General features: G+C 50.6%; 17 protein-coding genes. 13 read left to right on the top strand and 4 right to left on the bottom strand.

Annotated elements, in window-relative coordinates; all coding sequences use genetic code 11:
- The 7 genes from PHW53_00355 to PHW53_00325 all read left to right on the top strand — a co-directional run.
- Nucleotides 1-2286, top strand: a 2286-nt coding sequence (locus tag PHW53_00355; GenBank protein ID MDD4994918.1) for a MopE-related protein, incomplete at its 5' end; no start/stop codon positions are given.
- Between the two features lie 142 nt (nt 2287-2428).
- Complete coding sequence (locus tag PHW53_00350) at nt 2429-2803, top strand: four helix bundle protein (GenBank protein MDD4994917.1); 375 nt, start codon at nt 2429-2431, stop codon at nt 2801-2803.
- Nucleotides 2804-2843: 40 nt separating this feature from the next.
- Nucleotides 2844-4337: an O-antigen ligase family protein gene (locus PHW53_00345; protein ID MDD4994916.1), complete on the top strand. Its 1494-nt coding sequence runs from the start codon at nt 2844-2846 to the stop codon at nt 4335-4337.
- 52 nt (nt 4338-4389) lie between these two features.
- A complete protein-coding gene (locus PHW53_00340) occupies nt 4390-5472 on the top strand; it encodes a glycosyltransferase (protein MDD4994915.1) in 1083 nt (360 codons plus the stop codon).
- Nucleotides 5469-6710: a glycosyltransferase gene (locus tag PHW53_00335; GenBank protein ID MDD4994914.1), complete on the top strand. Its 1242-nt coding sequence runs from the start codon at nt 5469-5471 to the stop codon at nt 6708-6710. The genes PHW53_00340 and PHW53_00335 overlap by 4 nt, the downstream gene beginning before the upstream one ends.
- Before the next feature lie 31 nt (nt 6711-6741).
- Nucleotides 6742-8751, top strand: coding sequence for a putative glycoside hydrolase (locus PHW53_00330; protein ID MDD4994913.1), 2010 nt, complete (start codon nt 6742-6744; stop codon nt 8749-8751).
- A 17-nt stretch (nt 8752-8768) separates the two neighbouring features.
- Nucleotides 8769-10664, top strand: a complete 1896-nt coding sequence (locus PHW53_00325; GenBank protein MDD4994912.1) for a hypothetical protein — start codon at nt 8769-8771, stop codon at nt 10662-10664.
- A 799-nt stretch (nt 10665-11463) separates the two neighbouring features.
- On the opposite strand, the gene PHW53_00320 is transcribed toward PHW53_00325, so the two are convergent.
- Complete coding sequence (locus tag PHW53_00320) at nt 11464-12498, bottom strand: hypothetical protein (protein ID MDD4994911.1); 1035 nt, start codon at nt 12496-12498, stop codon at nt 11464-11466.
- Between the two features lie 435 nt (nt 12499-12933).
- Here PHW53_00320 and PHW53_00315 point away from each other — a divergent pair, with 435 nt between their 5' ends.
- Entirely contained in the window at nt 12934-14088 is a 1155-nt protein-coding gene (locus PHW53_00315; protein ID MDD4994910.1) for a glycosyltransferase family 4 protein, read from the top strand.
- Nucleotides 14089-14163: 75 nt separating this feature from the next.
- Here PHW53_00315 and PHW53_00310 read toward each other — a convergent pair whose 3' ends face one another.
- The gene (locus tag PHW53_00310; GenBank protein MDD4994909.1) at nt 14164-14460 is read right to left on the bottom strand and encodes a helix-turn-helix domain-containing protein; all 297 of its coding nucleotides are present in this window, start codon (nt 14458-14460) and stop codon (nt 14164-14166) included.
- Between the two features lie 156 nt (nt 14461-14616).
- Between PHW53_00310 and PHW53_00305 the strand changes: the two genes are divergently transcribed.
- The 5 genes from PHW53_00305 to PHW53_00285 all read left to right on the top strand — a co-directional run bounded on the left by PHW53_00305 (nt 14617) and on the right by PHW53_00285 (nt 24746).
- Nucleotides 14617-15162, top strand: a complete 546-nt coding sequence (locus PHW53_00305) for an RNA polymerase sigma factor (protein ID MDD4994908.1) — start codon at nt 14617-14619, stop codon at nt 15160-15162.
- A gap of 9 nt (nt 15163-15171) precedes the next feature.
- Nucleotides 15172-16380: a DUF5667 domain-containing protein gene (locus PHW53_00300; GenBank protein ID MDD4994907.1), complete on the top strand. Its 1209-nt coding sequence runs from the start codon at nt 15172-15174 to the stop codon at nt 16378-16380.
- Nucleotides 16381-16605: 225 nt separating this feature from the next.
- Nucleotides 16606-20385, top strand: a complete 3780-nt coding sequence (locus PHW53_00295) for a hypothetical protein (protein ID MDD4994906.1) — start codon at nt 16606-16608, stop codon at nt 20383-20385.
- Between the two features lie 157 nt (nt 20386-20542).
- Nucleotides 20543-22501 (top strand): S8 family serine peptidase, encoded by a 1959-nt coding sequence (locus PHW53_00290; GenBank protein MDD4994905.1) that lies wholly within the window; start codon nt 20543-20545, stop codon nt 22499-22501.
- A gap of 1 nt (nt 22502) precedes the next feature.
- Nucleotides 22503-24746 (top strand): O-antigen ligase family protein, encoded by a 2244-nt coding sequence (locus tag PHW53_00285; GenBank protein MDD4994904.1) that lies wholly within the window; start codon nt 22503-22505, stop codon nt 24744-24746.
- A gap of 395 nt (nt 24747-25141) precedes the next feature.
- On the opposite strand, the gene PHW53_00280 is transcribed toward PHW53_00285, so the two are convergent.
- Together PHW53_00280 and PHW53_00275 are read right to left on the bottom strand one after the other, a co-directional pair.
- Entirely contained in the window at nt 25142-26308 is a 1167-nt protein-coding gene (locus PHW53_00280; protein MDD4994903.1) for a glycosyltransferase family 4 protein, read from the bottom strand.
- A gap of 65 nt (nt 26309-26373) precedes the next feature.
- Nucleotides 26374-26766 (bottom strand): four helix bundle protein, encoded by a 393-nt coding sequence (locus PHW53_00275; protein ID MDD4994902.1) that lies wholly within the window; start codon nt 26764-26766, stop codon nt 26374-26376.
- Nucleotides 26767-26776 lie beyond the last annotated feature (10 nt).

The following is a 26776-nucleotide window of genomic DNA, read 5'->3' as shown; positions in this document are numbered from 1 at the left end:
ACCTGTGCCATGGGTCGCTGGGGCAGCTGCTCGGGCGAGGTCGGACCTTCTTCGGAAGGCTGCGACACGCTCGACAACGACTGCGACGGCGACATCGACGAGGGCTGCGGCTGCGTACTCGGTACGCCGCCCCGTTCTTGCGATACCGGCCATGCCGGTATTTGCGGGCCGGGCACCCAGACGTGCGACAGCATGGGCCGCTTGACGCCCTGCCTGTCGATTGCCGTTCCCTCTCCGGAGGTTTGCGGCGACGGTCTGGATTCTGACTGTGATGGACTCGTGGACTGCGACGACATGGACTGCTGGGGCGTGGGGGCATGCCCCGACCCTTTTGAGGGTCCGGGGTGCGTGCCTGGCGATGGCCAGGACTGCCTCCTGCCTCAGCCCGGAGTCTGCGGAGCGGGCGAAAGCCTGTGCCTTGCAAGCGAAACCTGGGACATCTGTCGTCAGGTAGTGTTACCGGGAACGCTTCCTGAGGACTGCTCCTCGGGCGAGGATGAGGATTGCGACGGCGATACCGACTGCTCGGACAGCGACTGCGCGCTTGATCCGGCATGCACGGGAACCGGCGGCTGCGTTGCGGGGCTCTCCCAAGACTGCAGCCTGCCTCTCCCGGGCTTGTGCGGAGAGGGCGACCAGATCTGCCTTCCGGGCGGAACGTGGAGCCTTTGCTCTTCCATTCTCGCTCCGGGCGATCTGCCCGAAGACTGCGGAATGGCGGGCGACGAGGACTGCGACGGCTACTCGGACTGCTCGGACACGGATTGCGCAAGCGATCCGGCGTGCTCCGGGCCGACCTGTACGCCGGGCGACATCGACGCCTGCTTCACCGGCCTTCTGGGAATCTGCGGCAACGGCCAGCAGACCTGCGGAGCCGGAACCTGGGGTGCGTGCACGGCGGTTTACACGCCGGGCCTGCTTCCCGAGGACTGCTCCGACACGCTGGACAATGACTGCGACGGCGCGAGCGACTGCTCTGACTCTTCCTGCTCCGCCGATCCAGCCTGCGTTCTTCCGCCTTCGGGCTGCACTCCGGGCGACACGGACACCTGCCTTACCGGCATGGTGGGCGTGTGCGCTGCGGGACAGCAGACCTGCCAGGCGGGCGGAACGTGGGGCGCGTGCGTCGCGCTCTTCAGCCCAGGCGTACTTCCCGAGGATTGCTCGGACGGCCTGGACAATGACTGCGACGGCGCGAGCGACTGCTCGGATGGTTCGTGCGTAGCCGATCCGGCCTGTATTCTGCCTCCGGGCGGATGCACGGTCGGGGACACTAAGGACTGCAACACCGGACTCGTGGGCATCTGCGCCACGGGCCGGCAGACCTGCCAGGCAGACGAAACCTGGGGCGTGTGCACGAACCTGATCAACACGGGCGACTACACCGAGGACTGCGGCGACGGCCTGGACAACGACTGCGACGGTCAGACCGACGCATCGGATACAGACTGCTCGGCCGCGCCGTGCGTTCCCTTCGCAACGAAGGTGTGCGGCTACTCGGACGTGGGTATCTGCGAGCTCGGCACGGCAACGTGCCAGGCGGACAGTACCTGGGGCCCATGTGTGGGCGCGGTCTATCCCATGGCCGAGGCCGGAAGGTGCTCGGACACGCTGGATAATGACTGCGACACGTGGGTTGATGTGGTGGATCCGGACTGCGGCGGCATCCCATGCGCGCCGGAGGGTGACATCCGTTCTTGCGGATACTCGGACTTGGGCGAATGCGCGCTTGGTTCGCAGACCTGCACCGCGGGTGCCTGGTCGGCGTGCTCGGGCGCAATCTACCCAACAGACGAGATCTGCTCGGATGGACTGGACCAGAGCTGCAACGGCCTGGCAGACGAGTTCTGCACGGTCGTGACATGCGTCTGGAACCCGGTCTGCACTGTGGGCGTGGACTGCAACGAGCAGCCGCCCACACCGGATGCTGGCTCGCCAGCCATGCAGGGATGGGTCAAAGGCCTTCTCGGGACAGTCAAGAGCTGGTACCCGTGGCCCGGCCCAGCCTGCGTCACCGACGGAGTCACCGGGGTGGTGACTTGCCAGTTCGACTTCCAGGTGGGCTCCGAGCTCAACCTGAACGTCCGGTACGCATTATCGGGCGCCGAGAACTGGCTCGCCGAGTGCGCCACCTGGCCGCTCTGCGACAACCCCTCGGACCCGACTCAGGTCCGGCTCACGGGCGTGCTCTCCTGCACCGAGCAGGACAGCGATCCCATCGTTCTCACCACGGTGGTGAATGGGATCGGGAGCGGCTTCAACCGCTTCTACACGCAGTCAGAGTAACTCCTGCTACAGCTCCTTCCCGCCTTTCTGTTCTGGCCTCTCAAATCCACCTGGATGCGAGAGGCCTTTTTTATTCAAATTAAGATTAAAATCTGGTATAATAGAATAAATGACTAATGGCTAATGACGGAATGACTAATCAATGACTAACGAACGAATTACTAAATACGATTTAGAGGAGAGGACGGCGAAGTTTGCGGCGGAAATTGTTAAATTGGCTCAATCGATTCCAGAGAACGCGGTTACGAGGCCGATAATCAGCCAATTGGTCCGAGCGGGGACGAGTGTGGGCGCGAATTATTGTGAAGCGGATGATGCGATAACAAAAAAGGATTTTATTCATAAGATCTCGATCAGCAAGAAGGAGGCGCGCGAAACCAAGCATTGGCTCCGGATAGCGGCAATTACTTACCCGAAAGTAAAAGAACGTGCAAGAATTTTATGGGTTGAGGCAAAAGAACTTCACTTGATATTCAATGCGATTATTCATTCATCTAAGAAAAATAATAAACAATAATTAGGCATTAGCCATTCCGTCATTAGTCATTCGAAGATTTATGTTTGAGGATTTTATTCTAGATTTGGGCGGAGAAGTCCACCGCGAGGTGCACGGCGAAGAGCGCGGGCGCATGATTTGGTTTTGGCTTAGCTTGATTTTTTTAGTTGCTGCGTTCGTGGTGCTGGGATATCCGCTGACCCTGCTTGGAGTCCTGGTCATTGCGGCTTTGGCTCTTGTGTTTATCAAATACCATCGGTTCGGGCTTTATATTTTAATTTTTCTTTCGCCGTTTATCGGTCTCGTGGTTAAGTTGCCGACCGGAGACTTGGGAGTGGCATCCGAGTTTTTTGCCGGGAGCCTTGATTTTCCGCTGGTTGACGGCATTGCTATGATACTTTTTGCCGCCTGGCTTATGAAATCTTTGTATCTCTGGAAAGTGAAAAAATTTGATCGGTGGCAGATCTATTTTCCGGGAATAATGTTTTTTGGCGCGTTTATTTTTGTGGCGCTCGCTTCGGTATCCATGGCCGGTGAATCCTGGATGCAGTCCTTGAAATATTGCATCCGGCCGATAATGTTTTTTTATCTCATGTATTTAGTCTTGCCGTATAATTTAATCCGTTCGCGTGAAATATTTCAGAGGTGTTTGCAGTTTTTTTATTCCGCTGGAATTATCTCGGCGATGATCGGGTTCGTTTCTTTATTCATATTGCCGGCGACCGGGCTCTTGAGGCGCGCGACGCCGATCGGCTTTTTCGGCGTGAGTCCACTCGGCGAAAATCACAATCTCTTGGCCGAGATATTGGTCGCGGCGTTTCCGATCGGCATGATTTTGTTCCGGCAGGCAAAGGATAAATGGACCAGCCTGGGATTAATTCTGGGGAATATACTAATACTCATTATCGCTCTTTTGACTTTCGCACGAACCGCCTGGATCGCAATCGCGCTTGAAATATTGATTTATCTCGTATTGGTTTATCGTAAAGAATTACAGCGTTACTTAAAATATATTTTTGTTCCAATACTCCTCGTTCTGCCGTTCATGATATATATGTACGTTTTTTCCACGAGTTATGTAGCGCAGAGCTCGACCCAGACGCGGTTGATGCTTTCCGAGATCGCTCTGAACCTTCTGCAATCAAGTCCGATTTTGGGGCACGGCGCCGGCATGTTCGTTGAGAATGTGGCAAATACGTATCTTTTCACCCTTGAATTCGGCCAGGCCATGGATGCGCACGGTGTATTGCAGAAAGTCGGAGCGGAAATGGGAATCGCCGGACTCTTGGCGCTCGCGTTTATGTTCGGGTTTATCATCGTCCGGCTCCTGCGTTCATACTTGCTTCTTCCGGCAACGAGCCAGGGCAGGTATATCGTGATTTCGTGCCTCGTGATGGCCGCGGGAAGTATGACTTATCAATTATTTAATACAAATTATTACAGCCCAAAGTTATGGATTCCGCTCGCTTTGGCGCTCGCGGCGACCAAAGTTTTTCGTCACGAAGAGCGGCCGCATCTGGAGAAGAAAAAAAGAAAAGAGGAAAAAACGAAATAACGAAAAAAACGAAATAAGGAAGGGGTCGCATATATGCGACCCATACTAGAAAATGGAAAAGAGGGATAAAATTAAAATTATTCAGGTGATTACGACTCTTGGCTACGGAGGCGCGGAGCGGCTGGTTTTGGATTTGGTTTCCAAATTGGATAAAAATATCTTTGAAGTCAGAGTCGTTTCAATGGTGCGCGGCGGCAATCTGGAAAAAGATTTTATCGCAGCGGGTATCAGGCCGCTCGTTTTAGTTAAGCGCACCAGGCTGGGGCTTGGAGTCTTTTTATCGCTGTATCTGTTATTCAAAAAAGAAAAACCGGCAATCGTGCATACGCATCTTTTTGGCGCGGATATCTGGGCCGGGCTCGCGGCGCGGTTTGCCGGCGTTCCGGCGATCGTGAAGACCGAACACAATTTGAATTTGAATGAAGGCATGTTAAAGAAAATTATAAAAAAAATGACGGTCGGCATATTCAAAAAAATTATTGCCGTCTCGCCGGCCGTGGCGGATTACGCCGTGGTGCATGAGGGCGCACCGCGTAATAAAATTAAAATTATATATAACGGTATTGATTTTTCGCGTTTTTCAAAAAAGGAAAAACAAAACTTTTCATCACCGCCGGTTCTTATCAATGTGGCGCGGCTTGAGCCGCAAAAGGGGCATGAATATTTGGTGCGCGCGCTTTATAAAATAAAAGACACGCCGTGGATGCTGTGGCTTGTCGGAGAGGGCGCACTGCGGGAAAAGATTATTGCCGACGTGAGGGGATTAGGTCTCGAGGATCGTATCGAATTACTGGGCGCCCGTCAGGATGTACCGAGTTTGCTTGCTCAAGCGGATATTTTTATTTTTCCGTCGCTCTGGGAGGGCATGGGACTCGCGGCGATCGAGGCGGCGGCGAGCGGCCTGCCGATAATCGCATCCGCGGTCGGCGGACTCGCAGATATTTTTCAAGATAAAAAGAACGCCCTGCTTGTTCCGCCGCGCGACGAGGCGGCGCTTGCCAAGGCGATTGAATGGATGATCGAGCATCCGAGCGAGGCGCTCTTTATGGCAAGAGAGGCCAAGGATTACACGGAGAAGGAATTTTCAATCCAGAAAATGGCGTATGAATACCAGTCTCTGTATACAAAATTATGAAAATATTATTAATTAATAAATTTTTTTACCGGCGCGGCGGAGCGGAAACTTATTTTTTTGACCTAGCGGAGCTCCTGAAGCGGCAGGGCCACGAAGTCGCATTCTTCTCCATGAAGGGCCGTGAAAATGATAAATCCGTATGGAGCAAGTATTTTGTTTCCGAAGTTGATTACACCCGCCGCGAAGGAATCTTAAGAGAAGCCGGCAAGGCGGCAGGGTATTTATATAATTTCGAAGCGCGCAGTAATTTGAAAAAACTGCTCGCGGATTTTAAACCCGATATTGTGCATCTCCATAATATCTATCATCAGCTGAGTACATCGGTGCTGGATGCGCTCCGCGATTCGCCGGCGCCAAAAATCCTGACCCTCCATGACTATAAACTCATTTGTCCGAATTATAAATTATTCACCCGCGGCAGAATCTGCGAGAGGTGTTTCAAACACAAATATTACAATGCCATTATTTACAGATGCGCGCAGAATTCGCTGGCCTCGAGCGCTCTCGCGGCCGCGGAAATGGCCATTGCCAAGACTAGACAAATATACGAAAATGTGGTAGATTGCTACGTTAGCCCAAGCCGTTTCTTTACCAAAAAAATTAAGGATTGGGGGGTACGGGTGAAGCGCATTGAGGTAGTGCCGAACTTTGTTTTCCTTGATGAATATGAGCCGCACGAAGCAGTCGGAGACTACTATCTCTATGCCGGGCGGCTGGCGCACGAAAAGGGAGTCTCCGATCTGGTAAGCGTTTTTTGCAAACACAAGAATATTAAATTGAAGATCGCCGGATCCGGACCGCTCGAGAACGGACTTAAGGATTTTGTAAAAACCAGCGGCGCGAAAAATATTGAATTTTTCGGACATCTTGCGCCGGACGCGCTCAAGGCTGAAATTGGCGGATGCCGCGCGGTAATCGTGCCGACGCTCATGCACGATAATTATCCATATGGCGTGCTCGAGGCCCAAGCGCTCGGCAAGGCGATAATCGCGTCGCGGCTTGGTGGAATTCCGGAAATGGTTGAGCACGGTATGAGCGGTTATCTCTATGAACCAAGAAATCCGGACGATTTAGCGGCAAGAATCCTGGACGCGGAAAAAAATCCGAAAAAACTTATTGAGTTCGGAAAACAGGGGAGGGCGAGGGTGGAGAAAGAAAACGGCGCGGCGGATCACTATAAAAAAATATTTGAGATATATGAGTCATCGCTTAAACTCAAAAATGAAAATTCTCCGTAAATTAAAGTTTTGGGTTCAAGGCTTTTTTATTTTGTTAATTATATTTATTAGTTGGCCTGGTTTGGCGGCAAGTGCGCCTTTGAATACGGACGCGCCGCGGTTGGCCAATATTTTTTTGCATTGGAGCGTGGCAGACGACAAGGCGCGAGATCTTGCAGAATGGGATGTGGTGATTTTGGACATGGATATCCAGACATCCAATCCCTCCGCCATTGACACGATGAGGCGAATCAATCCGGATATAAAAATATTCGCTTATATTCCGCTCGTTGAAGTGCGACAAAGTATTGACGGCCTGGCCTCAAGTTCGCTGCGGCGTAAATTGGCCCAGGGAATTAAAAATGAATGGTACCTCGTTGATACATCCGGAAACAAAAGATCATTCTGGCAGGGCAATTGGATAATGAATATCACGAACGAATGCCTTTCGGTTGCCGGTCAACGCTGGAATGATTATTTGCCGAGTTTTGTTAAGAATGAAATTATCGCTTCGGGAAAATGGGATGGTGTTTTTTTTGATAATGGCTGGGAGGATGTAACATATTTTGCCGGCGGAAATCTTGATTTTAACCGCGACGGTCAGCCGGCGGGATCAAGCGACGCAAATCGCCTGTGGAAAGAAGGAATCGCGAAAGCATTAGATGCAACCGCGAGTGCGATTGGCTCCAAATATCTCGTGATGCTGAATGATGGCCCGTATTACGCAAACCATACCGACGGTGTGACGGTTGAGAATTTTTCGAGCAAAGATTGGACGTACGCGCTTAAAAACTACCGCGATGCCGTCACGGAATCGCAGCAGCCATCGTCCAATATTCTAAATTCCAATACGAACAATACCGGCAGCCAGAATGATTACAAGACAATGCGTTTCGGTTATACGAGCGCTATGCTTTTTGACGGATATTACAGTTTTGATTTCGGTGACCAGGATCACGGCCAAACCTGGTGGTATGATGAATACGGTGCATATCTCGGCGCTCCCAAGGGTCCGGCGGAAAACCTCACTTCTTCCGGTTCGGATTTAATGGAGGGTTTGTGGAAGCGCGAATTTCAAAACGGCTTGGTGCTGGTGAATTCTACTTACAGCAACCAGTCAACCGAATTTTTTGGAGAATATGAAAAAATTCACGGTGTCCAGGATCCGAAAAAAAACGACGGGTCCATCGTGAGCGGCACAGTTGTCGCGCCGCGCGACGGCATTGTGCTGATTCGGCCGATCGAAAAAATTGCCAACACGACATTCACAAACGGAAGTTTTGTAAGAATATTCAACCGTTACGGCGAAGTTTATCGCACCGGTTTTTTTGCCTACGAAGCGGATTACCGGGGCGGAAGTAATGTGGCGATTGCTGACTTGAATAGTGACGGTCAGGACGAAACCGTGGTCGGTGATATAAATCGCGTGACGATTTATGATGCCTCCGGCAAGGTGCATGCCCAGTTCTATCCCTATACGGATAAATATCGCGGTGGCATAAATATCACAGCCGGAGATTTGGACAAGGATGGTTTTATGGAAATCGTCACCGGAACGGAAAATGGCGGCGGTCCGCAAATTAGAATTTTTAACCGCGATGGCGTTTTAATCAATCCGGGATTTTTCGCTTATGATAAAAATTTTCGTGGCGGGGTGAATGTGACGATCGGAGATTTGAACGGCGACGGCTGGAAAGAGATAATTGCCGGAGCCGGAGTCGGCGGGGGTCCGCATGTGCGCGTTTTTGGGCTGGACGGACGCCTGATCAATCCGGGATTTTTCGCTTATGATAAAAATTTTCGTGGCGGAGTGAATGTCGCGGCCGGGGATACGGATGGCGATGGCGCGGATGAAATAATCACTGGTCCGGGCCTGGGCGGCGGTCCGCATGTGCGCGTGTTCAACGAAAAAGGGCAGGCGCTCGACGGCGGCGGATTTTTTGCTTATGATGTGCACGATAATTCCGGAGTCGGCGTTGCGGCGACGGATATTGACAATGATGGACGCGATGAGATTATCGCCGAGACAACCGGGGTTTTTACATTGTCCATGATTAAATAAATTGGTATCATACTTGTATGCCAGAAGAAAAAACAACTGATTTAACCAATGTGTCGGAAGATGTTATGACTCCGCAGGAATTTAAATCCGCGGCCGACAAAGGACGAGGTAATATTTTTATTGGGACACTGAATGTGGCCTTACAGCCGGCGAAAGCCATTACCTCGCGGCTTCGCGATCATTATGAAACGCGCTATGAAGGCAAATACAAGCGCGCCAAAATTCTTTTCTGGGTGGATATGGCGCTTTTAGGACTCATTATTGCGCTCTCGGTTTTTGTCACACTTATTTATTTTTACAAGCCTTCGATTGCCGACAAGATTCATATTGATACCGCAGTTATGCCGCAGGAGATCGTGAGCGGCGGAGAAGTGAGCGTGGTCTGGGTTTACCGGAACGATTCGGAATCAATACTTGACGAGGCTTATTGGAGTTTCAGGCTGCCGAATAATTTTCAACTTTTAGATACGATTCCGGCGCAGACCGACGCAACAAAAAATATTGTGGATATCGGAACCCTGCCCCCAGGGGGAGAGGGGAGACTGCGTTTGCATGGACGCGTTTGGGGCACGGTTGGAGATTCACAAACCGTCTGGTCAACGCTCGGATTCACACAGGCCGAGAACGGCAAGAATGAGCAGAAGCCGTTCACCGCAAGCTATACTATAGATGATTCCGTGTTCTGGGCCGAGCTTGAGGCTCCGGAAAAGCTGATAAATAATCAGGATATTGATGTTAAGATTAAATATAAAAATACAGGAAGCGCCGCTCTCGTGAATGCTGAGGTTCACGCGTATTGGCCCGCCGGGTTTGAATACTTGAGTTCATCGCTCCCTATGTTAGAAAATGTTTTTAGAATTGGCGACCTTGAGGCCGGGAAAGAGGGTGAGATTACAATTCGCGGCTATCTTGCCTGTCCGGACAGCCGCGCGAATTTTTATTTCGAAACATACGTAACCGCGGGTGAAGAGAAAGCGCGCCAGGAGATTTTAGCCGCTTCGGCGCAGATTGTTCCGCCGCAGATTGAAGCGGTTATACGTATAAATGATACATCCGAACCGGTTGCCGGCTGGGGCGAGAAAATGGATGTCGTGGTATCGTATAAAAATATTGGCGACTTTGCGCTTTCCGACGTCGCTCTCGCGGTTGAAGCCGATGCTTATTTAATAAATACGGCGCGCATCGAGGGAATGGAATTTCGCGATGGAAGATTTTATTTTAAAGAAAGTGCGGCAGGCCTTGCGCCGGGCGAGACAAAAAAAGTATCCGGCGCCTTATATCTAAAAAGTAATCCGGATTTTTCACAGCTCGAGTCGCAGAAGAATATAACAATGCCTGTCGCGGTTTTGGCGAGTTACCGCGTTGAAGGGGAAGAAGGGGCTGCGGTTTATAAAACTGGACGTATTGATATAAAAATGATAACGCCGTTCGCGAGTCAGGCATTCGCGCGTTATTGGGCCGAAACCGGTGATCAGCTTGGCCGTGGTTCCATGCCGCCCAAGGTCGAGAGACCGACCAAGTATTGGGTTTTCTGGAATTTGCCAAAAACCACAAGCGATCTGACCAACATGTTTCTGCAGGCAAAACTTGCCCCGAATGTTACATATGCCGGGCTTTCAAGCGTGACGGCCGGGGACAGCATTAATTATAATCCGGACACCGGAATGATAACCTGGTCGCTTAAAGAGCTTTCGGCCACAGCTGAATCCGGGGCCGTGATCGGCCTGAGCTTTGAGGTGGAAATTGTGCCGACCGCGGATCAGGCGGGCACGGCGGCGTCGCTCGTTGACTGGATAAAGGTGACGGCGCATGATGAATTTATCGGTAAAGATTTGTCGTTTGCCACTCCGTTGATTACGACCGAGCTTGCGCATGACACGCGGGCGGCGGGTCTTGGAAAAGTCCGTCCATAAAAATATTATAAAAAGGCGTGCTTAAAGGCACGTCTTTTTGTTCCTCCTACAATCGTTTGGGCCTCCCATTTTTTTCTTGCATCTTTTTACCTCTGGTCTCTTGCCTCCGGCGCGTTACTTTTTGTAACCAAAAAGTAACCAAAAAGTTTCGGGGTGGCTGACCTGCCTGCCGGCAGGCAGGAAGGGGGAGACAGAGACACGTCGCTCGCGAGCGACGTGTCAGAGAGGGATTTTGGAGGGGCTTTGTTTCTGGATTCCCGCTTTCGCGGGAATGACGGTAAGTGGCAAAGTGCTCTCTTCGTCATCCCCGCGAAGGCGGGGATCCAGGTTCAATGTACCGGGGGAATCCTATTAAATATTTTCGTGCAAGTTGTTTTAATATTGGGATTTTCTAGCCACAGCCTGCCGCTTGTCTGGGTATTGATTATTGTTTTCTAGCATCACTCTTGTTCGCTTTCAGCGGGACATACTTTTGTAACCAAAAGTATGCAACCTGCCTGCCGGCAGGCAGGAAGTTTCGGGGTCGCAAACCTGCCCGCCAGGCCTACGCCAGGCGTTGGCAGGCGGGTTCGCTCTCGGCAAATAGGCAATTCACTGCTTCCTAGCGCCATGCTCAGTTGCGCCCCCGAACCCCATGTTCTGACTAAGATGCACAAAAAAACGCCCTCGGTAAACACGGGGCGTTTTTTATTTTTGCCTTTTTTCAATGAATCATTTGCATGATTCGCTGAAAAAAGGCGGGCAGGGGCAAGGTAGGGGGGGACCTTGCTTATCCTGCCCATGGGGAGAGACGAACCCCCTATGGAATAGGTGAGAGGACGTAGTTGCCGGCCTGGTCGCTCAGGGACGCGCATCGCGGATTCTGCACGACTAGGCTCGTGAGATCCAAGGCGGTTGCGTCATCAGCGTCGGGACCGGAACGGACGGTAAGCGTGCCTTTTACGACACAGCTGCCGCCGCACGTGCACTCGCCGAGAGCGTAGATGCGTCCCCACGGCCCGTACGCCGAGTCGGAATAGGCAGTGATGTTGCACTCTACGCTTATTCCGAGGAGCGTGTAATCCAGATCTGGCAGGGTGAACTCGATGCAGTCGCTGTCGGCCGGTGCGACGAAGTCCGGAGAGCCGGTTGCCAGCTCCCAGGAGTCATCCCAGCTTTCATAGAGGCTTCCCCAGACAAAGCATTCCGCGAGAATGTGGTCGGGGCGCGCCATGGTCATGGGCCGGCACCACTTGAACGTGGCCAGGCCGGAGTGGAGGATGTCAGCTGCGTCGGCTTCGGCGTCCACCACGTCCGGGTCAGAGACCGCGTCCGGATCGCTTGCGCTATCCGGGTCGGAGGCGGTGTCGGGATCAGTGTCAGGCACGGGGTCCTCGGCGGGATCCGAATCCGCACCCGAGTCGGAGACTGCGTCGGCTTCCTCTTCGGAGTCGCTTGAAGCGTCTTCCGAAGCGCAGTGCTCGCTCGTAACGCACACTGCTTCATCGCAGCAGTCGTCCCCGTCGTTGCAGTCCACGAGTCCGTCGAAGTCGTTGTCCAGGCCGTCGGAGCAGAGCTCCACGGGCGGGACGTCGGTTTCTGCGCTGTCCTCGATCTCGTCGGCCACGGCGTCGGTTGACGCGTCCGCGCACGGCGGGCAGTTCTCGTCGCCGTCGTTGTCGTTGCAGTCGACCAGGCCGTCCATGTCGTTGTCCAGGCCGTCGGAGCAGAGCTCCACGCTGTCGGACGCGGTGTCGATGGAGGTGTCGGGCTCGCCGCCCACGTCCACGTACCTCGTCTCGCAGGCCATCAGTACCAGGGCGCAGAGAATCAGCACTATCCTGGAGTTCTTCATTTTACACCCTCCTCGGTGTTTTTTGCGTTTAGGTTGTTTTGCTTCTCCTAAGCGATGAATCTGCATAATATAAGCCGAGCAGGTGGGGTTGAACTGTGTGCCAACCATTGCTGAAAATAGCCAGAAAATGTAGATTCGACGCTTGGGAGAAGGTTGTAAAGGGCTTGCTTTAGCCAAAATTTGTCATAAGATACGACTGTTCCATTTTGACTTTAACGGTAAAGTATATCATAAATTGCGGGTTTTGTCAAGAGCTGGCCGGACTCGAGAGTTGACAAAAACGCAAAAATGTGGTATAGTGGGTTGTTTAATATGAGAATAGCAATGACCCTCCTTCGTCCCGACGCTCACTTCGTTCGGTCGGGATTTCGGCGGGCAAGACGAGGATTTAATGAGATTACATAACAAATTAATCGCATTACAAATAATCATGGTATGAGAATAGCAATGATCGGACAAAAAGGCATCCCGGCTATCTTCGGTGGTATTGAACGCCACGTGGATGAGCTTTCGCGCGGCCTGGCTGAACTCGGCCTGGAGGTTTTTGTATACTGTCGCCCGTGGTACTCAAAGGGCCACGAGGAACAGATTAACGGGGTGCATCTTATTTATACCCCGAGCCTTAAGACCAAGCATCTTGATGCCATTAGCCATACTTTCTTGAGCATTATTCATGCCTGCCGGAGCGGTTTTGAGATTATCCACATTCACGGCGTCGGGCCGGCGCTACTCTCGTGGCTTCCGAAAATTTTGCGACCCAGCACCAAAGTGGTGGTGACTTTTCACTGCATTGATCGCAAGCATCAAAAATGGGGATTTATTGCCCGCGCTATGCTTCGCCTTGGCGAATGGTCAGCGTGCCGTTTCGCGGACCGCACCATTACGGTTTCGCGTACTTTGAATCAGTATTGCTCCGAAGCTTATGATTCCATGACTCAATATATTCCGAACGGCGTTAGGATGCAGAATCCGGCCGACACCGAGTATCTTAAAAAGTTTGGTCTTGAGCCTAAAGAGTATATTATTATGGTTTCGCGGCTGGTGCGTCATAAGGGCGCCCATTATTTGATTGATGCTTATAAAACTCTAAAATTCCGTAATCCGGAGATAATTGGCAATAAAAAACTCGTGATCGTCGGCGACTCGGCTTTTACAGATGATTACGTGAAAGAACTTCATGAGATGGCGGCCGGCGACGAATCTATTGTATTTACCGGTTTTCAGAACGGCGAGCCGTTGAATGCGCTTTTTGGCAACGCTTACGCGCTGGTTCATCCGTCCGAATCCGAAGGTTTGCCGATCGCTTTGCTTGAAGCGATGGGCTGGGGTTTGCCGGTGATCGCGAGCGATATCCCGGAAAATATGGAAGTCGTGAGTGAAGCGGGAATCAGTTTTGAAAATAAGAATGTTGAAGATTTAATCCGTAAGCTTGAGACGTATTTGCCGCAAACCGAAAATCTGAAAGAGCTGGGCGCGCGCGCGAAGATTTTCGTGAATGAAAAATATAACTGGAAAGACATCTGCCGCGACATTTCCGGACTTTATTTCGATCTGAAGCCGGAATGCAAGTTCGCGCTGGAAACGGCGTAAGCGGACAACGCAACAATTCAACAATACAACAAAAAAACAAGCATAGGTAAAACGCTTGTTTTTTTATAGGTCGTTCTATTGTTGTATTGTTGAATTGTTCTCTTGTTCCGTGGCGGGTGGGTTGGGGGAGTAGAGGGTGGCGGAGAGGCGCCATTTATCCACAAATTGGTCGATGCCGTATTTTTCGGATTTGCGGCGCACCGTGGTTTTTTGCTGGGACCACTTGACCAGGCTTTCAAAATTTAGCTTGTACCGGCCGGCAACCACGATATAGTTGATTTCCTTATTAATGATGGCGCGGCGCAGGGTTTTTTCACTAATGCCAAAAAGCCGGGCGGCTTCGGATACGGATAAGCGAATGGATGAAGACATGGGCTTATATTAAAAGTCTAGGCTAGTTTAGACTTATTATATGTGCAGCTTGAAAGTTTGTCAAGAAAACGGGTGATTTAACCGAATTTGAGACTAAAAGACTTTACAAATGAAGGCGGATTGTGTAACATTCGTATCATCTTATCGTCAATATAGATGAATAAATTCAAAGAAAAAATACTGGTCTATAAGATCAAGGCGAAGCAGGACGCAGGGGCATTTGCAGAGTTATATGATGATTACGGCGCCAAGATATATAGATTTATTTTTTTTAAAGTATCCTCGGAACAAGAAGCTGAAGACTTGAGTTCAGAGGTTTTTTTAAAAGCCTGGGATTATCTTGCAGGCAGCCAGCCGGTGAAAAGTGTGGGAGCCCTACTCTACACAATTGCGCGGAATTTGGTCATTGACCATTATCGGCAGAGAAAGAGCGATATTCAGCTCATGGAAGAGACGGCCGGAGAAGTGGACATCGTTGGACTGGCGGAACTGGAGAAGCAGTCTGACTTGGCGAGGATTTACCGTGCGCTGAATAAACTAAAGGATGAGTATCGCGAGATTGTGGTGATGAAGTATCTGGATAATATGACAGCTGGCGAAATCGCGAGTATTTTGCAGAAAAGCGGAAACAATGTGCGGGTTCTGCTTCACCGCTCGCTCGCGGCATTACGTGAAATTATGGAGCAGCAAGACAATAAATAAACCCGATAAATGGATAAATTGGTAGAACAATTGAATAATCTCGGTAAGACGAAAGCGGGCGGCAAAGCGCGTGAGGCTTGGGTATTGTCAACGCGCGAAAGCATGCTTGCTCACGCAAGACAGGACGCGCCGGCGGCGGAGAAAACCGGCAGTCTGCTTGAAAATTTTTCATTGGCAGTGGATGTAAGCACCGGCTGGTCTAAGGCGTTTCGTCCGGTTGTCGCAGCCATGGTTATCGTATTTCTGGTATTTGGCAGCTGGACCGCGACAGTGAGTGCGTCTTTTGGCAGCTTGCCGGGTGATGCGCTTTACGGCGTAAAATTATTTTCCGAAGGCGCGCAAATAACCCTTTCGCCGGCCCGGGAAGTTAAAACAAAACTGCGCATTGATTTTGCCGGACGGCGGCTGGAAGAAGCGACTAAGTTGATTGAGAAACCCGATATAAGGAAGGAAGAAAAGCTAACCAAGTCCATGGCGGATTTTAAAAAAGGCATGAAAACAGTTCAGGATGATCTGGAAGAAATTAAACAAAAAAGTTCTTCAAAGAAGGCGGTTGAGGTGGCGAAAATCGTTGATGAAAAATCTGAAGAGTTTGAAAATAAATTGCAGGAAACCATGGACAAGCTTTCCGATGTCAATAAGAATGATGTCCAAGAAGCGAAAGCGGTTGTTGAGGTAACGGCAGTTAAGGCCGTTGAAGTCATCGTAGAGAAACACGCCCAGGGTCAGGCCGAAGGAATCACCGAGGAAGAAGTAATTGAAAAAATTACGAGCAAGCTGGAAAGAGCCGAAGCCGCGGCAGCGTTGGTTGGAGTAACGAGCGCTTCGGGTACCGCGGAGGTAATTTCTACCCCGGTGGGTTCGGAGGCCGCGTCTTCGACCGGAGAGGTGATTACTGGTGCGGCGAGCGGCACGGGTGAAGTTATCGGGGTAACGGGAGCATCAACCGCGACTGCCGATCAACTGGCGGAAAAAGTTGTGGAGGCACGGGAACTTTTGGAAAATAATGATTTAGTCGGGGCGATTGCGGCGGTAAAAGAAGTGAATACCCTGGCTTCGGCGGTTGGAGCCGAAAATCAGAGTGAAGCAAGCGAGACGCCGATTATAACCGAACCGGTTGGGGTTTCATCGACTGACCCAATCATTCCCGTAATTCAGACTTCATCTACGCCAGCAGTGGCTGGAGCCGCAACCACGACAAAAGCGGTAACGAATTAAATTAATCATCGGAAATACCCCGAAGGCGGTTTTTATGGAAGCCGTTTCCGGGGTATGGGCTGATGTCCCGACATTCCGCCGCAGGCGGAAGTCGGGATTCCGACCGCCAACTTTATGTTGGGGCGTCGGAACTTGTACCAGAGTTAATTAACGCGCAGGCTAAAAGGTCGGGGCCAATGGCCGCTTGCGTGATAAGAATTAAATTCAAAAGGATATAAATTATTTATGACTGAAGTTCTACGCATTTCAAAGAGGATCCTTACCGTTGGCGTAGTTATCACCACCATGGCGTGGTCAATCGGTTTTGCGGCTTTCATAATGCCTTTGGCAGCGGAAGCAGCGACCTTGTCCGCAGGCGACCTTATTAAGGCCAGCCAACCGGCGGTGTATTATTACGCAGCAGATGGTAAGAGATACGTTTTCCCGAACGAGAACACCTATTATTCATGGTACCCCGATTTCTCAACCCTGAAAGAGATCACTGACGCGGAACTCGCGGCAGTCTCTATCGGCGGAAATATCACAATCCGCCCAGGTACATTCCTAATCAAAATTACCACCGATCCCAAGGTTTATGCCGTGACGACCGGCGGTGTTTTGCATTGGGTTGAGACCGAGGCCGTTGCCCAGAAACTCTGGGGAACAAATTGGGCCAGCTGGGTAGTTGACGTTCCGGATTCATTCTTCACCAACTATTCAATCGGCACCTCAATCAGCACTTATGTGCATCCGAATGGATGCTTGATTAAGTATGCTTCTGGTGCATCCGTCTACTACATTCAGGATGGTCAGAAGCGCGCAATTGCGAACGAGGCGGCATTTGATGCCAACATGTTCCAATGGCGTTTCGTAATTAGCCCAGTCGCGGCCGATGTAACTTATGCGGACGGAACCGCGGTTACCGGCGGTGAAGCGGGCATTACGGATCTTGTAGCCGGCGTTTCCGGCACAGGCACCGGTCTTGCCGTGGCCTTGGCCTCTGACACCCCGGCGGGCGCAACTGTCGCCCAGGGTTCGTCAAGCGTGCAGCTTATTAAGGTCGCTGTGACCGCGAGCTCGGACGGCAATGTCATTCTTAATACCCTGACATTCCATCGCCTTGGCGTTGGTACAGCGAGCGACTTCACGAACGTCTACCTCTATGAGGGTTCAACAAGACTGACGAGCGGTCGCAGTATCAATACCAGCTCAAACGAGGCTCAATTCAACAACCTGAACTTGACGATTACCGCCGGCACGACCAAGTATCTCACGGTCCGCGGCGATTTGAGTTCAACCGCAATAGCTGCGGATGAACATGCCCTAGAGCTCGTTGCGACGAGTAAGGTTGGCACAACCGCCACGGTTTCGGGCAGTTTCCCGATACGCGGCAACACCTTCACGGTTGGTGCACAGGATGCCGCCACTCTGACGGTGAATGAAGGTTCAGATCCGGCCAACGTAACAGTTGGATCACTTGCAGCCACGATTTCTTCATTTAAGCTTACTGCCGCAAGCGCGGATATTAAGCTTAATCAAATCAGCATCGCTCAGGCCGGTACGGTCGTGAACAGCGACGTTACCAACCTGAAGCTGTATGTTGGTACAGAATTAGTGGCCGAAACAGCGACAATTGTCGGCGATAAGATAAACTTTATCCTCGCCACGCCTTATCTCATTTCCAACGGCACAACCAAGACTCTTTATGTCAAGGCCGATGTCGTGGGCAAGGGCGGCCGCTCTATCATTACCTATCTTGAGTACACTACCGATGTCGATGCCACAGATAATACCTATGGCTGGGGCGCGGCAGTGAACATTGATGATTTTGATAGCGGCGATTCAGTAACCACGAATACCGAGGGCGGTCAATTGACGATCGCTTACAATGGTCCGGCGACTGGCACTATGCCAAAGGCCGGCCAGGATCAGATCTTCTTCCAGTTTGGCATGACTGCGGCCGAGAACACTCTCGAGGTCCGCAAGATCAGCTTCACACTGGCAGGTATCAATGGTGATGACTACATTGACGCATCCACCACAGATCTGTTCACTGACATCAAATTAGTTGATACCGATTCCGGCGAAGTTGTCGCCGGTCCGACTCAACTTTCAAGCGGAAGTCCCGCCTGTGGTGAGGATGCAACTACTTGCACTTGGGTGGTTAGCGATTCATTTTATGTGAACGCGGGCACAACCAAGAATTTGGCCCTCAAGGCCGATGTGGCAAACAACGCCTGGTTCAACAGCGATCGCCAATATGTGGCCAAGTTGAATGCCTTTGCTGCCGATTATGTGAAGAACAATGCCACAGGCGAATATCTCGCTGTAACCCAAATCGTGCCGAATGCGGTTATTACCGGCAACACCATGACGGTCAAGACATCGAGTCTGACAGTTCAGCTGGCCGCGACTCCGGTGAGTGACACCTATGTCAAGAAGACATCAGATGTTGCTTCATCTGGTTTTGTGTTCACAGCTGGTTCACAGAGCGCAATCAAAGTGACGAGCGTTAAAGTCACTGGTCAGGGCAATGTGAACGGTGCGGGTTATACCGCGGCTCAACTGGACGATGTCATTACCCAGCTTACGCTGTGGGATGGCACGACTCAGCTCGGCACGGCCGAGAGCCCGGATGCAACGGCGGGTACCGCCACATTTGACGGTCTCAGCTATAGCATTCCGGCGGGTGAAACCAAGACATTGGTTGTCAAGGCAATACTTGATTCAGTGGCGACTTCCGGCGGTACGGATGACACATTCTGGGTCGGTATTGCTCTCGAAACCGATATTTCGGCCGAAGACGCAGATGCCAATTCAGTTACTGCGACTGACGGCGACGTGACTTGGAGCAATCCGATCAACAACGGTCCGACAATCTTCCAGACTGTGAAGAATTCCGGTACATTGACAATCGCGGCGGAATCAAATCCGTCAACCGACATTGTCATTGCCGGTAAGGATGCTTGGACAACCTTTGCCCAAGCCAAGATTACTTCACAGTACGAAAATATCTCCGTTGACAAGATCCGCCTGCAACGCTATAGCGGCGGCGCAAATAGTGACTTCAAGTACCTCGCGATTCAGAAGGACGGCGTAATCGTCTCCTCGGGCACGGATGTGTTCCCGGGTTCGGCGACGGCGACCGACATCACGCTTTCCACCCCGATCACCGTGCCGGCTGACGGCAGTGTGACCTTCCAGGTGGTTGGCAAGCTGAACGCGATTGACGCAGGCGCAACCTCGGGCAACAACCCGAAACTCGCGGTTGAATACAATGTTACGACCGGCGAGTGGGATGCGAACTATACCAATAGTTACAATGTGAAGGGCACGGGCGCCATGTCCGGCGAGCGCGTGTACGCGGCGGCCTCGGCGGTCCTCGCGGGCAACCCAATGGTTATCCGCAAGACCAAGCTTACTTTTGCCAAGCAAGCGTTAGCTAGCTCGAGCCTGGCCAACGGTACGATTGAACTCTACAAGACCAAGGTTACCGCAGACAGTGCAGGCGATGCGGGTGTCGCGAAACTCACATTCGAATTCACTAAGAGCGGTGCGTTCACGGTTGATACCTTGAAGTGGTTCCAGGACGGTACAGATATTTCCGATTTGGTTACCATCACTGATAACCTCGGCAATACTGTTGAAGGCGCAACCGATGCCTCGGGCACAATCTTTATTAGTTACACGAGCGGCACAGAGCAGAGCATTTCTGGCTCCGGCCACATCTTTACCCTCAAGGGTACGGTTGGCGGTGCAGGCTCCAGCGAGTCGCTTAACGTAACTATTAAGACTGGCAGCTCAACCATCTACACCTATCACCTGAATGCAGCCGCGGTCGGCACCGTACGTGGTCCGAACTTGGATGCAACCGGTGTAGTGGGTGGCGAAGTTGCTGCTTACCTTGTCTGGTCAGACAAGGCGGCAATACCGCACAACGCTCAATTAGATACGTTGTCAACCGGTGATTGGACTGACGAGTATCTCGTCAAGGATCTCACCGAAAACGTGGTATTGACCTTCTAGTCTTGACTGGCCGAGTAATCGGCAATATTCAGTAACTCAAAAATCCCGCCCCTGGGGACGCCCGGGGGCGGGATTTAGGTTGGGGATGGATGGCATGAGTGTGTATTTTTTGCGCAAAAATGGTATCATATCCGTATAACTTATGAATTTTTAGCCTGTGAAAAAGTTTATATTCTGCACAATAATTTTTGTATTCGTTGCGGTTCAAGGCGCGCAGGCTTTCACCCCAAACGATACGGATTTTTCGCGTCAGTGGTATTTGCGTCAGATTGATGCCGAACGCGCCTGGGATATTTCGACCGGCAGTCCGAAGGTGATTGTCGCAGTGATTGATACGGCCGTGGATATTTCGCATCCGGAATTGGATGGCAATGCTTGGATCAATGAAGATGAAATTCCGGCAAACGGAATCGATGATGATAAGAATGATTATATTGATGATGTGAATGGATGGAATTTCTCGGATAATAACGGAAATATATTGCCGAATTTTTCCAACGGATATGCGGAAGAGGGAATTAGCCATGGCACGGCGGTGGCGAGCATCATCGCAGCCGAAGGGAATAATCGGAACGGCATGGCCGGAATCACCTGGGAGAGCAAGATAATGCCGCTTCAGGTGCTCGATGCCACGGGTAACGGATTCTCGGACAATGTGGCAAAAGCGATTTATTACGCCATTCGAAATGGTGCGGATGTGATTAATTTGAGTTTTGTAGGTTTTAATTTTAGCGAGGATATGTCAACTGCGGTGCGCCGCGCCTGGGAAGCGGGAGTAGTAGTAGTGGCGGCGGCCGGCAATACGCCGGACGAATCGGGCGGCTCGAACTTGGATATGTACGATGAATTTCCGGTGTGCATTGATCAATATGAGAATGAAATATACGTACTTGGAGTCGCGGCAACCGACACGTTGGATCAAAAAGCGAAATTTTCAAATTTTGGCAAAGCCTGCGTTGATGTTTCGGCACCGGGCATGGATATATGGAGCGCGCGTGTTTATAACTCGGCAATTGCGGATTTTGATACATTCTATGATGACGATTGGTCGGGCACTTCGTTTGCGGCGCCGATTGTTTCCGGCGTGTCCGCACTCGTGAAATCAATCGCGCCCGGGCTCTCGGCTCGTGAAATCAATGAAATTTTGGTAAAAAGCGGCGTGATAATTGACGGGATCAATCCGGATTTTGCCGGAGGCTTGGGAACGCGCGTGGATGCGCGCGCTGCGCTTGAGTTGGCGCTTGAAGCGGCAAAGAGCGGTTCATCGCTTGTAATCGGTGCGCCGCTTGGTTTTACGCCGGTTGTCCGTGAGCTTGGGAGCGGCGGGGAAGTCAAAGATAGCTTCGCGGTGTTTCCGGATAGTTTCAAAAAGGGGTTCACGGCTCAGAGCGGCGACGTAAATAATGACGGTCAAAAAGAAATTGTGGTCGGCGCGGGTCCGGGCGGCGGTCCGCAGGTGCGTATTTTTAGCGAGACAGGGAAATTGTACGGACAATTTTTTGCGTATAATTCGCTTTTCCGCGGTGGCGTGAATATCGCCGTCGGAAATGTGGACAGCCGGACGGTGAACGATGAAATTATCACCGCGCCGGGTCCGGGCGGCGGTCCGCATATACTAGTGTTTAATGAAAGAGGGGAAATTCAGGGTAATTTTATGGCGTATACTTCTGGTTTTCGCGGCGGCGTTACGGTCACGGCTGGAGATATTGATGCCGATGACACGGATGAAATAATCGTGGGATTTATTGATGCCGGTGTTTTGCATATTAAGATATTTAGGAAGAGTGGCGTCTTGGTTTCAAATTTTCAAGCGGCAGAGAAAATCACGGGGCCAATATTCGTTGCGACGCAAAATTTGGATACGGGCGAAGAAGAAGAGATACTGGTTACTTATAAAACAGACGGAAATATATATATAAAATCATTCGATCGGAATGGCGCGTTCCTCCGCAGCGCAAACTGGGCGACGCAGGCGAATCAGTTTGACTTGAAAGCATTTTATGACTATATTGTCGGAGAGGTGAGAATCGCCATCGCGGAAATTTATAATAATAAAATTAATCTGCGCTTTATCAGTGGCGTTTTTGACAATATTAATGCCGTTGAAATAAAATAATATGAATAACAATCTTGAAACAATGGACCGCATCGCATATTGGTGGGTAAAAATTAGCGTATATGCGGCTCTCGTGATGCCGTTTATTTTTTTGCCATGGACGGTTTACCCGTATATTTTTGGCAAGACGGTCTATCTTATGATCGTGCTCATGAGCGCGTTGCCGTGGTATATATATCTTCTCGCGCGCAAGCCGGAATACCGGCCGCGGCGGTCGCTTATTATGTACGGGCTTGCGGCGTATTTCATCGGACTTTTTTTAGCCGTGATTTTTGGCGTTGATTCGAATCGCAGCTTCTGGAGTTATCACGAACGTATGACCGGTTTTTGGCCGCTTCTCCATTATCTCCTGTTTTATTTTATGGCAATTTCGGTTTTCCGCGGCTGGCGCGAATGGAAAAAAGTTTTAATTTTCAATGTGGGTGTGAGCGTGGCGCTGTCGTTTGTCGCTTTTATCCAGCGCGTGGCGCCGGAATTGGTGCTGCAAACCGGCGCTCGTACCGGCGCGTTTATGAATAATCCGATTTTCTTGGCTGCGTATTTGATTTTCACTATGTTCATTACGCTCGTTCTTCTGCAAAAAGCCGTGCGGTGGTCAACCAAGGCAATGTGGGGAGCCATGCTCGCAATACAGTTCTTGGCTTTTCTTTTCGCCGAAACACGCGGCGCAATGGTTGGAGTTTTTCTCGCCGGGCTCGTGTATCTCGCGCTTTACGCAATACTTAAAAATAATAAAAAGATCCGCATAATTTCCGCGGGTATATTTTTGGCAATAATCCTTGCGTCGGCTGGATTTTGGCTGATTAAAGATCAGGCCTGGACCGCGCAGGTTCCCGGCCTCAATCGCTTCCGAGATATTTCGTTAACCGGTGGCACGGCGGCGACGCGCTTTATTGCTTGGGAAATCGCGTGGAAGGGATTCTTGGAGCGTCCGGTTTTTGGTTGGGGTCCGGAAAATTATTTTTATACTTTCAATAAATACTACAATCCAAAGTCACTGGAGTTTTCGTTCTACGAAACATGGTTTGACCATGCGCATAACCAGATGATGGATATGCTGAATAATACGGGCGTGGTCGGTACGGCGGCATATCTCGCCTTATTCGCTCTCATAATCATTCAGCTCACCAAAGCCTTCAAGGGCGGTAAAATCGATACCCATATTTATTGCGGCTCAATTGGAATTCTGATCGGATATTTCGTGCAAAATCTTTTTATCTTTGACCAGCCGAATGCATTGATTATGTTTTATTTCTGCCTGGCCTGGTGGCAGAGCGAGACAACCGAACCGAAAAAAGAGGGAAGATTGTTTATCAATACTCCAGCCGTTGCCGGAGCGTGGCTCGCGGTCTTGATAATTTTTTCGTTTGCGGTTTTGTATTTATTTACTTTTCGGACCGCGTTTGCTTCCACCTGGGTGCGGAGCGGAGTGATTGCGTCACAGGCAGGGGATTATAAAGGTTCGGCCGCAGCATTTGAAAAAGGCATGGCTATCTCAAACCAATATCCGGATTTGGTTCCTCTTTACTATAGCCGAGAGATGGCGCAAATTAGCCGCTCAATGCAAATGCCAAGCGATGAGCTCGCTGAGTATCTTGAGCGATCATACGATGCGCTAAAGGCAACTGTGCCGCTTCATCCCATGAATATATATAATTATTATCTCATGAGCTTGATTCAGCTCGAGCTTGGTAAGATTGATCCGACGCACCATGAACAGGCGCTCGCGGACATTGATGAGGCGCTAAGGTATTCTCCCGATCGTCAGCAGTTGCGTTTTGTGCGCGGTAAGGCGCTCTTGAATCTTGGCCGCACCGATGAGGCTGTCCAGTATTATCTGGAGACAGTGAACCTCGATCCCAATGTCACGGAGTCATGGTGGAATTTAGGTATTGCATACTATGAGGCCGAGTGGGAAGATAAAGCACTTGAGGCATTTGAAAAATCGGCATCAATCGGCGGACATCCGGTAAATCTTCCGGAAGTGGCGGCGATGGTTGAACTTAATGCTAAAGCCGGCAATATGCCGAGGGTGATTGAACTTTATAATTTTGCGATTGACAATATTGATGAAAACGATCCGCGGTTATATGCCGGTATTGCGGCGGCATATTTTGAAGTCGGGGAGTATGAGCTCGCGCGGTTGTACGCGAATATTGCCAAACAGTTGGATCCCTCAATATCCGCGGATACGGATGAGTTTCTGAAAATGATTGACGAGAAAGAAGCGAAGGCGGGGCAATAAGATTAAAATTCAAAACCACTTCGACGTAACGTCGGAGTGGTTTTTTGGTTGACGATATTTTTAGCCACCCCCCCCATTTGCATGAGGGCAGGCTCCGGCGGGAATCTTGCTATAAAAATCTTAGCGCCATTTGTCATTCCTGCCTTACTTTTGTCATTCCCGCGAAGGCGGGAATCCAGGTTCAATGTACCGGGGGAATCCTATTATATATTATCGTACAAGTTGTTTTAATATTGGGATTTTTAAGTTCTTGCCTGCCACCTGTCTGGGCAATAATTATCTTTTCTAGCACCACTCTTGTTTGCTTTCAGCAGGACATACTTTTGTAACCAAAAGTATGCAACCTGCCTGCCGGCAGGCAGGAAGGGAGAGGCAGAGAGGGATTTTATTGATGCTCAGTTGTATAACGATCGGGTTTGTTCGATCATTCTTTCAAAGCTGAATTTTTGCGTCAGCGTTTGGCGCGCGTTCTCGGCGTATGACTCGCCGAGATTTTTGTTTTGCAGAATTTTTATAATCGCGGTTGCAAGGGCGGCCGAATCAGCCGGCGGGACGAGCCGGCCGCTTGCGCCGTCCTCAATCATCTCTGGAATGCCGCCGACGCGCGTCGCCACGATCGGAACACCGGCTTGCATGGCCTCAAGAATCACGTAGGGAAGGCCTTCTTTAACCGACGGGAGCGCGAAAACATCAAAAGCTTTTAAATATTTTGAAGCATCGGGCCGGGAGCCGGCAAGCGCAATGTTTTCATCAAGATTTAATTTTTTAATCAGCGATTCAAGTTTTTTTCGAAGCGCGCCATCGCCGATAATCACGAGCTGGGCGTCAGGAATTGCGGCGATGATTTGCGGCCAGGCTTTGACGATATATTCCAGGCCCTTGGTTTCATAAAAATTGGCAATGCAACCGATTACCGGAATCTGGCGCGGTATTTTTAGTTCGTCGCGGGCCTGATCGGATGAAAGAAATTCAATCGGTTTTACGCCGTGATAGATTTGTACAAATTTTTCAGCCGGCGCAATGCGCTCAAGTACCCCGATCTCGGTTTCTAAACGGGAAAGGGTGACAATCTTTGTTTTATGTTTGGCGCTCAGGCGTTCGGCCCATTTATAGAATCTCTTTTTCCAGGTTGGCATGGGTTCATTAAAAACCCAGCCATGTGCGGTATAAATTATTTTCGGAACCGACTGAATATTAGCGGCGATGGAGCCGAGGACGCCGGCTTTGCTGCTATTTAAGTGGATGGTATCGAATTTATTGGCGTATAGATATACGAAGATTTGTATAAAAGCCTGCAAATCTCTTATTGGATTGATGGCACGGATAAGGTGAGGGAAAACACGTGTCTTTATGCCCTGGGCCTCAAGACGGTCAAGGAGCTCGCGGCCATCCTTAATTTCGCTCGCCTCGCTTTCGCTTTGGCGAAGCGGGCCGGACGCGACCGTGATGTCGAATTCGTCCTTGAGGCTTGAGGCCAAATCAAAAATATAGCGCTGGGCGCCGCCCCACGTTGGTTGAGTAATGAGATGCAATAATTTCTTTTTTGGGGAATTTGGTGGCATGAGGGTTGTATTGAGAAATAAGGAAAAAGAGAAAAGAAGAAAAATGTGGTCAAACGGGTGATATACTATTTTTGCTTATTTTCAATATAGAGATCATGAGTTTTGTTAATGTAGTTATTTAGGATAGCCCGTACATAATTGCATTTTTGGATAAATTTGGCACATTCTTCCGGAGGAGCCTGCTTTAGGTCTCGGGCGGCGATGATGTGGTTTTTAAGTTCATCAAGTGAACCTCGGGCTTGCCGGCAATATTGGATATTTTCCAAGAAATGAAATCGACCATAACCTTCGGCGATATTGGCAGGGATTGAGCTTGAACAGCGTTTTATTTGAGAAATGCGATTGTATTTTTCTTCCGGCGGCAAATAGCGGTCCGCGAACCCATAAGCGTCAATCATGAGCTTGTGCGACTCTTGCCAAACGAGCAAGTCCTCAAATGATTTGATAGTTTCGCCCATAGTCTTTTTC

It is taken from the genome of Patescibacteria group bacterium (genome assembly GCA_028710985.1).
GTDB lineage: Bacteria > Patescibacteriota > Patescibacteriia > JAHJFT01 > JAHJFT01 > JAQTTB01.
This window is presented reverse-complemented; position numbering and strand designations above follow the sequence as displayed.

Excerpts from the sequence above, each read along its gene's own strand:
- PHW53_00340 (MDD4994915.1), top strand. The coding sequence starts at position 4,390 with ATGGAAAAGAGGGATAAAATTAAAATTATTCAGGTGATTACGACTCTT.
- PHW53_00320 (MDD4994911.1), bottom strand. The coding sequence starts at position 12,498 with ATGAAGAACTCCAGGATAGTGCTGATTCTCTGCGCCCTGGTACTGATG.
- PHW53_00295 (MDD4994906.1), top strand. The coding sequence starts at position 16,606 with ATGACTGAAGTTCTACGCATTTCAAAGAGGATCCTTACCGTTGGCGTA.
- PHW53_00310 (MDD4994909.1), bottom strand. The coding sequence starts at position 14,460 with ATGTCTTCATCCATTCGCTTATCCGTATCCGAAGCCGCCCGGCTTTTT.
- PHW53_00300 (MDD4994907.1), top strand. The coding sequence starts at position 15,172 with ATGGATAAATTGGTAGAACAATTGAATAATCTCGGTAAGACGAAAGCG.
- PHW53_00325 (MDD4994912.1), top strand. The coding sequence starts at position 8,769 with ATGCCAGAAGAAAAAACAACTGATTTAACCAATGTGTCGGAAGATGTT.
- PHW53_00285 (MDD4994904.1), top strand. The coding sequence starts at position 22,503 with ATGAATAACAATCTTGAAACAATGGACCGCATCGCATATTGGTGGGTA.
- PHW53_00275 (MDD4994902.1), bottom strand. The coding sequence starts at position 26,766 with ATGGGCGAAACTATCAAATCATTTGAGGACTTGCTCGTTTGGCAAGAG.
- PHW53_00280 (MDD4994903.1), bottom strand. The coding sequence starts at position 26,308 with ATGCCACCAAATTCCCCAAAAAAGAAATTATTGCATCTCATTACTCAA.
- PHW53_00315 (MDD4994910.1), top strand. The coding sequence starts at position 12,934 with ATGAGAATAGCAATGATCGGACAAAAAGGCATCCCGGCTATCTTCGGT.
- PHW53_00305 (MDD4994908.1), top strand. The coding sequence starts at position 14,617 with ATGAATAAATTCAAAGAAAAAATACTGGTCTATAAGATCAAGGCGAAG.
- PHW53_00335 (MDD4994914.1), top strand. The coding sequence starts at position 5,469 with ATGAAAATATTATTAATTAATAAATTTTTTTACCGGCGCGGCGGAGCG.
- PHW53_00350 (MDD4994917.1), top strand. The coding sequence starts at position 2,429 with ATGACTAACGAACGAATTACTAAATACGATTTAGAGGAGAGGACGGCG.
- PHW53_00345 (MDD4994916.1), top strand. The coding sequence starts at position 2,844 with ATGTTTGAGGATTTTATTCTAGATTTGGGCGGAGAAGTCCACCGCGAG.